General features: G+C 59.5%; 14 protein-coding genes. 8 read left to right on the top strand and 6 right to left on the bottom strand.

Annotated features, from left to right (window positions below; all coding sequences use genetic code 11):
• Window positions 1–201 precede the first annotated feature (201 nt).
• The 6 genes from urtE to AC2FFF_RS09025 all read right to left on the bottom strand — a co-directional run bounded on the left by urtE (window position 202) and on the right by AC2FFF_RS09025 (window position 6,893).
• Window positions 202–909 (bottom strand): urea ABC transporter ATP-binding subunit UrtE, encoded by a 708-nt coding sequence (urtE, locus tag AC2FFF_RS09050; protein WP_142639074.1) that lies wholly within the window; start codon window positions 907–909, stop codon window positions 202–204.
• Window positions 899–1,639 (bottom strand): urea ABC transporter ATP-binding protein UrtD, encoded by a 741-nt coding sequence (urtD, locus tag AC2FFF_RS09045; protein WP_142639072.1) that lies wholly within the window; start codon window positions 1,637–1,639, stop codon window positions 899–901. Before urtD ends, urtE begins: the two co-directional genes overlap by 11 nt.
• Window positions 1,636–2,895, bottom strand: a complete 1,260-nt coding sequence (urtC, locus tag AC2FFF_RS09040; RefSeq protein ID WP_281995605.1) for an urea ABC transporter permease subunit UrtC — start codon at window positions 2,893–2,895, stop codon at window positions 1,636–1,638. The genes urtD and urtC overlap by 4 nt, the downstream gene beginning before the upstream one ends.
• Before the next feature lie 2 nt (window positions 2,896–2,897).
• Entirely contained in the window at window positions 2,898–4,829 is a 1,932-nt protein-coding gene (urtB, locus tag AC2FFF_RS09035) for an urea ABC transporter permease subunit UrtB (RefSeq protein WP_496750705.1), read from the bottom strand.
• A gap of 110 nt (window positions 4,830–4,939) precedes the next feature.
• Window positions 4,940–6,214, bottom strand: coding sequence for an urea ABC transporter substrate-binding protein (gene urtA, locus AC2FFF_RS09030; protein WP_142639068.1), 1,275 nt, complete (start codon window positions 6,212–6,214; stop codon window positions 4,940–4,942).
• Between the two features lie 301 nt (window positions 6,215–6,515).
• Window positions 6,516–6,893, bottom strand: coding sequence for a hypothetical protein (locus AC2FFF_RS09025; RefSeq protein ID WP_281995606.1), 378 nt, complete (start codon window positions 6,891–6,893; stop codon window positions 6,516–6,518).
• Between the two features lie 281 nt (window positions 6,894–7,174).
• Between AC2FFF_RS09025 and AC2FFF_RS09020 the strand changes: the two genes are divergently transcribed.
• Genes AC2FFF_RS09020 through ureG form a run of 8 tightly spaced genes read left to right on the top strand, consistent with a single transcriptional unit; the run spans window position 7,175 to window position 12,227 of the window.
• Window positions 7,175–8,002: an urease accessory protein UreD gene (locus AC2FFF_RS09020; protein WP_281995607.1), complete on the top strand. Its 828-nt coding sequence runs from the start codon at window positions 7,175–7,177 to the stop codon at window positions 8,000–8,002.
• Window positions 8,003–8,005: 3 nt separating this feature from the next.
• Complete coding sequence (locus AC2FFF_RS09015; RefSeq protein WP_142639062.1) at window positions 8,006–8,308, top strand: urease subunit gamma; 303 nt, start codon at window positions 8,006–8,008, stop codon at window positions 8,306–8,308.
• A 9-nt stretch (window positions 8,309–8,317) separates the two neighbouring features.
• Window positions 8,318–8,488: a hypothetical protein gene (locus AC2FFF_RS09010; RefSeq protein ID WP_185956729.1), complete on the top strand. Its 171-nt coding sequence runs from the start codon at window positions 8,318–8,320 to the stop codon at window positions 8,486–8,488.
• Window positions 8,485–8,790 (top strand): urease subunit beta, encoded by a 306-nt coding sequence (locus AC2FFF_RS09005; protein WP_281995608.1) that lies wholly within the window; start codon window positions 8,485–8,487, stop codon window positions 8,788–8,790. The genes AC2FFF_RS09010 and AC2FFF_RS09005 overlap by 4 nt, the downstream gene beginning before the upstream one ends.
• Window positions 8,790–10,502, top strand: coding sequence for an urease subunit alpha (gene ureC / locus AC2FFF_RS09000; RefSeq protein ID WP_142639059.1), 1,713 nt, complete (start codon window positions 8,790–8,792; stop codon window positions 10,500–10,502). Before AC2FFF_RS09005 ends, ureC begins: the two co-directional genes overlap by 1 nt.
• Before the next feature lie 6 nt (window positions 10,503–10,508).
• Entirely contained in the window at window positions 10,509–10,988 is a 480-nt protein-coding gene (locus AC2FFF_RS08995) for an urease accessory protein UreE (protein WP_282022499.1), read from the top strand.
• Entirely contained in the window at window positions 10,972–11,619 is a 648-nt protein-coding gene (locus tag AC2FFF_RS08990) for an urease accessory protein UreF (protein ID WP_271952428.1), read from the top strand. Before AC2FFF_RS08995 ends, AC2FFF_RS08990 begins: the two co-directional genes overlap by 17 nt.
• Window positions 11,616–12,227 carry an urease accessory protein UreG gene (gene ureG / locus AC2FFF_RS08985; protein WP_496750628.1) on the top strand — a complete coding sequence of 204 codons (612 nt, stop codon included), beginning with the start codon at window positions 11,616–11,618 and terminating at the stop codon, window positions 12,225–12,227. The genes AC2FFF_RS08990 and ureG overlap by 4 nt, the downstream gene beginning before the upstream one ends.
• Window positions 12,228–12,231: the final 4 nt, after the last annotated feature.

Below are 12,231 nucleotides of genomic sequence, written 5' to 3'. Positions count from 1 at the left end.
TAAACTCAAACAGAAACCGAACCAGAGCCTCTGTTACGAAAACGCTTCACCTCTCCGAATATCTCTGACGACGGACAAAATCTGACCCGCGTCGGCGAATGTCACTTGCCGTTCGCCGGTTTGGAACAGACTTACGGCCTTGAAGCGGTAAAACCGGTTATGAAGGGAAGAATAGTATACAGATCACCCTGCCATTGCGTACTACAAAGACGTGCTGGCGGTCAGCTTTTCGAGTGATAGTTCCGGCTTTCGCGCGCTCAGTTTGACGGCACCGCGCTCCATCACGACGAAGGCATCCCCAAGATCATAGGCGAAGGACAGATACTGTTCGACTAGGACGATCGCGATGTTCCCGCGTTCCTTCAGAATGCGGATGGTGCCGCCGATCTGCTGGATGACGTTCGGCTGGATACCTTCGGTCGGTTCATCCAGAAGAAGCACTTTCGGGTTCGACACCAGCGCGCGCGCGATCGCCAGTTGCTGTTGCTGGCCGCCTGAAAGGTCACCGCCCCGCCGTTGCAGGAACTTCTTCAGAATGGGGAACAGATCAAAAATCTCGTCCTTCACCTTGCGTTCGCCACTTGGCAGGCAGGCAAATCCCGTCTCAAGGTTTTCCTGCACCGTCAAAAACGGAAAGATCTCGCGCCCCTGGGGCACATAGGCAACGCCCTTCCGCGCAAGGTCAAAGGCCTTCAGCTTTCCGATGCTTTGGCCGTCCAGATCATAGTCGCCCCCCGACCGGGGATGGGTGCCCGCCAGCGCCTTTAACAGCGACGTCTTGCCTACGCCATTAGTGCCCATCAAGCAGGTGACCTCGCCCTGGGCCGCGTCGAAATCCACGCCGTTCAAAATTTGGCTGCCGCCATAGTGCAGCGTCAGATCGCGGATGCTGAGGAAACTATCGGCCAAGGTACACCTCGATGACTTGCTGGTTCTTGGTGACGTGATCGATCGAGCCTTCGGCCAGAACCGAGCCTTCGTGCAGCACGGTCACTTTGCAATCCAAACGCCGCACGAAATCCATGTCGTGTTCCACTACGACGACAGCGCGGGTCTTCGCCGCGTCCCGCAGAATTTGCGTGGTCTTCTGACGTTCTGCGGTCGTCATGCCTGCCGCAGGTTCGTCCACTAGCAACAGCTTCGGTTCCTGTGCCAAGAGCATCCCGATCTCCAACCATTGCTTTTGCCCGTGGGACAGCTCGCCAGATTTCCGTGACAGAACCGCGTCCAGCCCAATGACATCCGCCAGTTCTTCGACCCGGGCAAAGTCCGGTGTTTCGGGTTTGAACAGCAGCACGGCCAGCGGCGACCGCGACTTTTTCAGCGCCATCATCAGGTTGTCTTGAACCGTCTGATCCTCAAACACCGTGGGTCGCTGGAACTTGCGCCCGACCCCTTCCATGGCGATCTTGCTTTCCGATTTGCCCAGCAAGGACACGGGCGGTTCGCCCCAAAGCACATGGCCCTCGTCAGGCCGGGTTTTACCGGTCACCACATCCATGAAGGTGGTCTTGCCCGCGCCGTTCGGGCCGATGACCGCCCGCAATTCGGCCCTGTCAATGCTGAACGACAGGTTGTTCAGCGCCTTGAACCCGTCAAAGCTGACCGACACGCCCGAGACTTCAAGAAGCGCGCTCATGCATCTGCCTCCTTTTCTCTCAAAGAACCGTGGCCCGGCCCCAGGTCGCGCCCATGCCGATTGGGGTTGCGACGCGCTGCCAAGGCGTCGAACAGCCCTCCAATGCCTTTCGGTGCGAAAAGCGTAACCGCCACGAAGGACAGCCCCAACAGGACGGTCCACCAATCGACCCATTGAATGCGATACCCGGCGATGATCAGGTCAGGGGCTTGCCCGCCGGTAAACCAGGTCGACAAGAGCGAGACGAAAGCCGCGCCGATCACGGCTCCGTACAATCTCCCACGCCCGCCGATGGCCACCCAGACCGCCAGATAGATCGAGGCAATCGGCGCCAGTTCCGCCGGGTTGATGATGCCCGCCTGTGGGTAGTAGATTGCGCCTGCAATGCCAGCGAGCACGGCCGATACGGTGAAGACAAACAGCTTGAACGCCTCGACTGGATAGCCAAGGAAGCGCACCCGCGCTTCGTCGTCCCGAATGCCGCGCAGGACCGAGCCGAACTTGCCCGATACCATCCAAGTCGCCAGCACGTATCCAAGTCCCAGAGCCAGGGCCGAGGCCCAAAGGAACCAGACCGAAACGATGGCCTGACTAGTGCTCTCCAACCCCGGCAGGTTCTGCAGGCCTGACAGACCGTTGTTGCCGCGCAATCCGCTGTCGTTTTGGAACAGGTACAGTGACAGCGCCAGCGTCATCGCCTGCGTCAGGATCGAAAGGTACACACCTGTCACCCGGCTGCGGAAGGCCAGCCAGCCAAAGACCAGCGCCAGAAGCCCCGGCGCCAGTACGACGGCGGCCAGTTGCAGCGGCAGAGAATGGGCAAAGGCCCAGATCGGCGGAAATTCCGAGGCTCCGACGACACCGAAGATCTGGCCAGCGATCCCGCTGGAGACCTCTTCGGGCGTTGGCGGCAGCCCTCCGGCGGCGAGGCTCTCGACGACGATCAGACGCGTCCGCTCGTACATCAGCCACATGCCTATCGCGTAACCGCCCATTCCGAAGAAGGCCATATGCCCAAGGGACAGGATACCGCAATAGCCCCAGACCAGATCCATCGCCAGCGCGACGAGGCAGAGGCACAGGGTCTTGCCCAGGGTCTTGACGAAACTGGTCGAGATGACGCCGATACCGAACCCTTCGGACAGGATCGTCACGCCCAGGGTGAACAGCCCCAGACAGGCCAGAAAGATAAGCACCGACGGATAACGCACCACGAAAGGTGTGCGACGCACAGGGCCTGCTGTCAGTTCCGCCATGCTCATGCCTCCGCCGCCCGGCCTTTAAGCGCGATGATCCCGCGCGGCCGGAATTGGATGAAGAGGATGATGAAGAGGATCATATAGGTCTGTGCGGCCAGTGTGTTCGAGGGGTTCAGCCATTCGATCCCTTTTTGCAGCGAGCCAACCATGGTCGCGCCCAGAAGCGTGCCCCAGATGTTGCCAACGCCGCCCACGACCACGGTCATGAAGCTTTGCACGATATAGTCCGCGCCCATCTCGCTGGTCACTTTGGCGTAAAGCCCAATCGCCACACCCGCAATCCCGGCAATACCCGAGCCGAAGCCGAAGGTTAGCATGTTGATCCTGTCAGGGTTGATCCCCATCGAGGCCGCCATGCGGGGGTTCTGCGTCACCGCCCGCACTTCCAGCCCCAATCGAGTGCGGTTCATGACGAAAAGGAATAGCGCCATGAACAAAAGCGCCAAAACGAAAATTGCGATCCGGATATAGCTGATCGACACGATGTCATTGAACACCAGCGATCCGTCCAGCCAGCCGGGCGAGGTGAGGGGCCGCGCTTGCGTGCCGAAGATGTTCTTGGCGATCTGTTGCAGGGCAATGGAAATCCCGAAAGTCGCCAGAAGCGTCTCCAGCGGGCGATGGTAGAGGTGGCGGATCACTAGCCGTTCCATCGTGACCCCTGCGCCGAAGGTGACGGCAAAGGCCAGCGGCAAGGCGACGATAATGGAAATCGTGTAATCCGGGATGATCTGCTGGACGACGTAGCCGGTGTAGGCGCCCATCATGATGAATTCGCCATGGGCCATGTTGATCACGCGCATCACGCCAAAGGTGATAGCAAGACCGATGGCGGCAAGAAAGTAGATCGAAGCGAGCGACAGGGCGTCAAGGCCAAGGTCAAATGTCTGGTTGAATGCTACCTTGTTTTCGATGCCCGTCAGCACCGCCGCCGCGGCAACGGCCACTGAAGGCGAGCCGCTGTAGCGTTCGTAGAACGTGAAGCCCGCCAGGGTTTCATCCACCTCGGCTTCGGTGGCCACAGGGTCTACCACGCCCTGTTCGGCCAAAGCTTCATAAGCAAGGTCGCGTGCGTCTTCGCTGTTCAGCGTCGCCACCTGAACCCCCGCGACCGATCCCTCCGAGATGTTGGCCAAAAGCGCGTTCCGCTTGTCGTACCGGTTGATCCGGGGTTTCGCCAGATCGGCGGCAACCAGAAGGTCATAGGCGGACTCGCGCGGCAGGTCGTCGCTGCCGACGGTCAGGATGCGGGCGATGTCATCGCCCTCGGGTGCTTGTGCCGAAGCCTCGACCTTCACGGCCAAAAGCGGGTTCAATACGGCCCGGACATCGACACCAAGATCGCCGTCAAACTGCTGGATGGCAGCAATCCTCTCCTCGTCGGTCGCGCCGAAGCGGATTGTCAAAAGTCCCTGAAGGCGTTCCATGCGACTTTGCACAGACTGGTCCGTTTCGTCGGGCAGAACTTTGGTCAGGGCCACAAGATGGGACGCCTCCGAGTCACGCTCGATCGCATTCAGGGCCTGCATCTTTTCGGCAAAGGACCCAGATAGTTGGAATTGCACCAGGGCCGCGCCGATCATGCCGCGAATGCCGCTGTTGGGTTTCAACTGTTTGAAGTCACGGGCAACGAAAGTGCCAAGTTCCGCGCCATCGGCAAAGTCGAACGCCGTCAATTCCTTGTCCGAGGCTTCGCCATAGACGAAAAGCCCGGTGTCCTTGTCGCGCCACATCTCTTTGTTTTGCCAGCGTTCCAGCACGACCTGGGCCTCGGCCAGACCACTGGCGGCAAGCGCGTCGATGGCAGGACCGATGGTCTTGCGCGAGGATTTGGCGATGATTTCGCCATGTTCTTGCAAAAGTTGCTGGATCGGCGCCTCGGCGTTCTGCGCCGAAAGTGGCAAGGCAAGAGCGCACAGAAGCACCGACATGAAACCGATGTTGAACCGACGTATAAGCGACATGGATAGTTCAGCCCCCGTAAGGCGTTCTGGGGGCGACATGCGCCGCACCCGTTGGGTGGGTTTTCAACCCACCATGCTTAGTAGTTCGACTTGATCTGAACGCAGGACGACGTTTCGGTGTTGTACATCCCGCAATCGAGTTCCGCCCAATCGGATTTCAGCACCGCCGATTCCGGCAGGAAATCCGTCCAGGCATCGCCCGGCACTTCCTCCGTCTGGCTGATGATGTCGAACTGACCATCCTCGGTGATCTCACCGATCAGAACCGGCTTGGCCAAGTGGTGGTTCGGCAGCATGACCGCGGTGCCACCAGTCAGGTTCGGGAATTCCTGCCCGTACAAGGCGGTGCGCACAGCATCGACATCGGTGGTGCCTGCTTCGGTCGCCGCATTCACCCACATGTTGAAGCCGATGTAATGCGCCTCCATCGGGTCATTCGTCACACGCTCGTCGCCCATGCGGGCTTTCCAGGCCTCGACCCATTCGGCGTTGGCATCGGTATCTGCTGACTGGAAGTAATTCCAGGCTGCGAGGTGACCAACAAGGTTGGAGGTGTCGAGACCCGACAATTCTTCCTCGCCGACCGAGAAGGCCACGACGGGAATGTCGTCGGCGCTGATGCCAGCAGCCGCGAGTTCCTTGTAGAAGCCCACGTTTGCGTCGCCGTTGATCGTTGAAATCACGCCGACTTTCTTGCCATCCGCACCAAGAGCCACGACGTCCGAGACGATCTTGGACCAGTCAGAATGACCAAAGGGCGTGTAGTTGACGAAGATGTCGTCCTCGGCGATGCCCTTCTGCTGAAGATAGCTTTCCAGGATGTTGTTCGTCGTCCGGGGGTAAACATAGTCGGTGCCCAGAAGCGCGAATTTCTCAACGCCAAGTTCTTCCAGAAAGTAATCCGTCGCCGGGATTGCCTGCTGGTTGGGGGCGGCACCGGTGTAGAAGACGTTTTTTGAGGATTCCTCGCCTTCATATTGAACCGGATAGAACAGAAGTCCGTTCAATTCTTCGATCACAGGTAGAACCGATTTCCGCGACACGGATGTCCAGTTGCCGAAAATCACGTCAACCTCGTGTACCGAAATCAGCTCGCGCGCTTTTTCGGCAAAGAGCGGCCAGTCCGACGCCGGGTCGACCACGACGGCCTCCAACTCGCAGCCCAGAACGCCGCCTTTGGCGTTTTGCTGTTCGATCAGCATTTCCATCGTGTCTTTTAGTGTTGTTTCTGAAATCGCCATGGTTCCGGACAGGGAGTGCAGCACTCCCACCTTGATCGGGCAGTCTTGCGCCATGGCCGGCAGCATCGAAGCGGCCAGGACGGCAGCAGAACTAAGAAGTGTCTTTTTCATCGCAGTTTTCCTTCAGGCACTGCGCGGGGAAGCGTTGCTTTCAAGGGTGTGATCCCCCATATGCCCCCCACGCAATCTAATTGCGGAGTGCGGTGGTGTTTTGGAATTGCAAGGCCAGCACCATCGCACGTTCAACGGGATTTGTGTGATCCCGGAAGAAGTCGTTCCATGGAAATTGCTGCGACTGCGAGATCGGCGGGGGTTGAAAAACGGCCCCTGGCGTTAATCCGTTAAAAATTGCGCAGACTTTCGCGGGTTCGCCATTTTATTGTGCGAAAGAAACGCCAAATCTTTGGGCGTTTCAGCTTTCAAGCAAGAATCCTGTGCAATAGTCGATCTCGGCCCGGGCACGCCGCACCGCCCATTTGGAGCGATCCGCATCGTGTGAGAATCTGGCGGCGGACAGCAATTTCGCATGCGCCATCTTGGCGTCGATACGCAGGTGAAGGGCATGACGTCGTTGATCGTCGGGCACCGTCGTGTTCAGAAGGTCGATGAACTGCGCCCGGCGATGCGCGATCTGATCCGTGCGGTCATCATTCATAAGCCAGGCATGTTCCAACTCGGCCGAGAACCGTCCTGCACATGCCGCGAATGAAGACATCAGGGGATCATCTGCCGCCGGACTTTGCTTCGGCAGGATAAGAAGCAGGACCAGAAAGGTTTTCAAACTGCTCATGATCCGATCATGAACGATCTAAGAGTCAGCAATCAAGCTTTCTGCCGCCTTATGGCTGACGCACACTTAACAGACGAAGTCCCTGTCACCCGTTCGACACGTCATTCAGGCATTTCCGTGTCGGCATCTCATCATTGCTGAACTTCTGGGCGAGTGGGGTCACTTTCGCACAGCAAATAGGCAGAACTCCGGGATTGGTCTTTTTCCTGGCGCGCAGCGGTGGATCACCCCCCAATCTGCATGGTGAACCATGCGGGTCGAGTACCGGGGGCGACAAACGCATGGGTCAACCACATCTGGCATCACGAGAGGCGAACACCGCCCCGAGATCCATCGGTGCCATGACCTTGTCGACCAAATGCCGTGACGGACGTACGGGCATAGACCGCTTCAGAACCTCGGGCGCTAGCAAGGTGGCTTTTCCGCGTCGCAAGGATGCCGTCGAAGCCATTGTGCTGAACACTTCGGGCGGATTAACAGGCGGCGACCGGTTTGAGGCTTCGGCCAGCGCCGGGCCGGACAGCCGCCTGACCCTGACAACCCAAGCCGCAGAACGTGCCTATCGCAGCACATCTGGCGCTGCGTGTGTCAGCACGCGCCTGTCTGTCGCCAAGGGCGCGGTACTGCATTGGTTGCCGCAAGAGTTGATCATGTTTGACGGTGGTTGTCTCAACCGTCGCCTTGACGTGGACGTCACCGACGGAGCCGAGGCCGTGCTGGTCGAACCCGTCGTCTTCGGTCGCCGCGCCATGGGTGAAACCCGTATCTCGGGCAGTTTTCGCGACCGGATCACCCTGCGCCACGATGGTCGCCCGATCTATTGGGACCGCATTAACCTGACCGGATCAATCAGCGCCAGTCTTGACCGTCCAGCCATCGCAGGCGGCATGACCGCCCTTGCCAGCGCCCTTTACTTCGGCCCGCGTGCCGAGGCGCTTTTGCCTATTGTCCGGCAACTTTTGCCAAAGACCGGCGGCGCAAGCCTTGTCGCGCCCGATCTTTTGACCATCCGACTTCTTGCCGCCGATTCCTATCTGTTGCGCCAATGGCTGGTGCCGGTGCTGGAACGCCTGACCGAAACCACCCTGCCGAAATCCTGGAGACTCTGACCCATGCAACTCAGCCCCCGCGAAAAAGACAAACTGCTGATCGCCATGGCTGCCGAAGTGGCCCGCAAGCGCCTTGCCCGTGGCGTCAAGTTGAACCACCCCGAGGCCATCGCGCTGATCACCGACACGGTCGTCGAAGGCGCTCGCGATGGCCGCTCGGTCGCCGACATGATGGAGGTAGGCGCCGAGGTCATCACCCGCGACGACTGCATGGCCGGCATTCCCGAGATGATCCACGAAGTGCAGGTCGAAGCCACCTTTCCGGACGGCACCAAGCTAGTCACCGTCCACAATCCCATCCGATAGGAGTCTCTCATGCGTTACGCTATTCCCGCTTTGTTTCTGGCTTCCCCCGCCTTGGCCCATCCTGCCAGCCTGCCGCATGGGCATTCAGCAGATTGGGCCGTACCCGTCGCATTGCTGTTGATTGGCGCGGCGGCCTTCATGGCCAAGCGCAAGGCAATCCGGGTTCGGAGACGCCAATGATCCCCGGCGAACTCTTTCCGGCGGATGGTGAGGTCACTCTGAACGCAGGGGCGGAGCCGATCACGCTAATGGTCGCCAATACGGGCGACCGACCGGTACAGGTCGGCTCACACTACCATTTCGGCGAGGCCAACGCGGCGCTCGATTTCGACCGCGACGCCGCACGCGGCATGCGTCTGGATATCGCAGCCGGGACAGCCGTGCGGTTTGAACCTGGTCAACGGCGCGAGGTGCAACTGATCCTGATTGGCGGAGCACGGCGTGTCTTCGGGTTCAACCAGCTTGTGATGGGAGATCTCTGATGCCCACCCAAATCCCCCGCTCTGACTACGCCGCCATGTTCGGCCCCACCACCGGCGACAAGCTGCGGCTGGCCGATACTGACCTGATCATTGAAGTGGAAAAGGACCTGACAGGTCCCTACGGCGAAGAAGTCAAATTCGGTGGCGGCAAGGTGATCCGTGACGGCATGGGTCAGGCTCAGACCACGCGCGCCGAGGGTGCGGTGGATACCGTTATCACCAACGCGCTGATCGTGGACGCAACCGGCATCTACAAAGCGGACGTCGGTTTGAAAGACGGCAAGATCCACAAGATCGGCAAGGCGGGCAACCCAGACACACAACCCGGCGTCGACATCATCGTCGGCCCTGGCACTGAAGCCATCGCTGGCGAAGGCAAGATCCTGACGGCCGGTGGGTTCGACAGCCACATTCATTTCATCTGCCCGCAACAGATCGAGGATGCTCTGTATTCTGGTCTAACCACAATGCTGGGCGGCGGCACTGGCCCGGCCCATGGCACGCTGGCCACGACCTGCACACCGGGACCGTGGCACATTGGGCGGATGTTGCAGGCGGCGGATGCGTTTCCGATGAACCTCGCCTTTGCGGGAAAGGGGAATGCGTCGCTCCCCGCCGCTTTAGAGGAACAGGTCAAGGGCGGTGCCTGCGCGTTGAAGCTGCATGAGGATTGGGGCACGACGCCCGGCGCAATCGACTGTTGCCTATCTGTGGCGGACGACATGGACGTTCAGGTGATGATCCACACCGACACGCTGAACGAATCCGGCTTTGTCGAAAACACCATCGCCGCCATAAGGGGCCGCACCATCCACGCCTTCCACACCGAAGGCGCAGGGGGCGGCCATGCCCCTGACATCATCAAGATCTGTGGCGAGGCCCATGTTCTGCCGTCGTCGACCAACCCGACCCGACCTTTTACGGTCAATACAGTGGACGAACATCTGGACATGCTGATGGTCTGCCATCACCTGGACAAATCCATCCCAGAGGATGTGGCTTTCGCCGAAAGCCGCATCCGGCGCGAGACGATCGCCGCCGAAGACATCCTGCACGACATGGGGGCGTTCTCGATCATCGCTTCAGACAGCCAGGCCATGGGGCGTGTGGGCGAAGTGATCATTCGCACCTGGCAAACCGCTGACAAGATGAAGAAACAGCGGGGCGCCTTGGCCGAGGAGGTCGGCGACAACGACAATTTCCGCGTCCGTCGCTATATCGCGAAATACACGATCAACCCGGCCATTGCGCACGGGCTGTCAAAGCACATCGGTTCGATCGAAGAAGGCAAACGCGCCGATCTGGTCCTATGGAACCCGGCGTTTTTCGGTGTGAAGCCTGAGATGATCCTTATGGGCGGCAGCATTGTGTGTGCGCAGATGGGCGATCCAAACGCTTCAATCCCGACACCGCAGCCGGTCTATACTCGCCCGATGTTCGGGGCCTTTGGCCGGTCGCTGGAAGCCAATGCCGTGACCTTTGTTTCCGAGGCGGCACACTCCGAAGGACTGGGAGATGCGCTTGGATTGGCCAAGACAAGTTTGCCGGTGGAGAACACGCGCGGTATCGGCAAAGCGGATCTTGTCCTGAACGACGCCATGCCCGAGGTCGAGGTGCACCCCGAAACCTATGAGGTGCGGGCTGATGGCGAATTGCTGACCTGCCAACCTGCAACCGAGCTGCCCATGGCGCAGCGGTATTTTCTGTATTGAGGCCTCATGACCGATATTCCCATTGCACAAACGCTCCATCCCGCATGCACATCAGACAATGCGATAGCGGACTGCGCGTTGACCTACGACGCCCGATTTTTCCGGCGAAAGAAACTGACAACGACCGAAGGCTGGTCCTTTGTCGCGGACTTCGAACAGACCGTATCCCTGAACGATGGCGACGTGCTGGAACTGGGCGATGGACGTCTGGTCAAAGTGACGGCGGCACCCGAAAACCTCTTGGCCGTTTCCGGGCAAGACCTGCCCCGCCTCGCCTGGCACATCGGCAATCGCCACACGCCTTGTCAGATCGAGGCGACCCGCCTTTTGATCCAGGATGATCCCGTCATCGCTCATATGCTGAGCCACCTCGGTGCCACAGTGACCCAAGTCACCGAACCCTTCACTCCGGAAGGCGGCGCCTATGGTCACGGGCGCACCCATGCGCATGATCACGGACACTCGGCCCATGCCCACGCCCATTGATGCGCACTTACTGACGCTGACCCAATGGCTGTCGCCCGCGTTTCCAGTGGGGGCCTTCGCCTATTCGCACGGACTTGAAACAGCGATCAACGAGGGTTGGATTGCCGCCGACGCGACCAGTTTGGAAGACTGGCTGAGAGATTGCCTGAGTGATGGCTCAGGCCGCGCTGATGCGATCTGGATGCGGCTGGCTTATGCTGCCGACGACCCATTGGAGATGGACGCGAAAGCACGTTCCTTTGCTATCGCCGAAGAGCGTCTGCGCGAAGCTGAAAGGCAGGGCGCTGCCTTTGTTGCGACGGTTAATGCTGTCTGGGGTTTGGCGCTGCCTGACATGCTGTTGCCCGTTGCCGTCGGTCGCGCCGCTAGATTGGCAGAGCTGGATATCGATACGACTGCCGTTCTCTATCTGCAGGCCTTTGTCGCAAACCTGACCTCCTCGGCCATCCGCCTGAGCCCCATCGGGCAGACGGCCGGTCAACGGGTGATCCTGAACTTGCAGCCCTTTTGCCTTCAGGTCGCCGAAGACACGAGAAATGCGGACACCACGGACGTTTTTGGCAACGCCTTTTTCTCAGACATCTCCGCGATGGCCCACGAAACTCTTGAACCGAGGCTCTTCCAATCATGACACAACTCAACGGCCCCTTGCGCATCGGTATCGGCGGCCCGGTCGGTGCAGGAAAGACGACCCTGACCGCGAGGCTTGCCGAACTTTTGAAAGACGATTACTCGATAGGCGTCATCACCAACGACATCTACACACAAGAAGACGCCGAAGCTCTGATGCGCATGCAAATCCTGCCTTCGGATCGCGTGATTGGAGTGGAAACCGGCGGCTGTCCTCATACGGCGATTCGCGAAGACGCGTCGATCAACCTGGCTGCCGTGGCCGAGATGCGGCTGCGTCACCCCGACGTAGAGGTCGTCCTGATCGAATCCGGTGGCGACAACCTATCGGCCACCTTCAGCCCGGAGTTGGCGGACCTGACAATCTATGTGATCGACGTGGCCGCAGGCGAGGAAATCCCACGCAAGGGTGGCCCAGCAATCACCAGGTCAGACATCTTAGTCATCAATAAAACCGACCTTGCCCCTCATGTGGGGGCATCTTTGGACGTCATGCGCCGAGACGCCGCGAGAATGCGGGGCGATCTGCCGGTGGTATTTGCCTGCCTGAAAGCCGGCCACGGTTCGGACGAGGTCGTGTCGCACCTTAGATCTCTTTCGGGCATTTGATGAG

The organism is Ruegeria sp. YTSA226, assembly GCF_059609905.1.
This window is presented reverse-complemented; position numbering and strand designations above follow the sequence as displayed.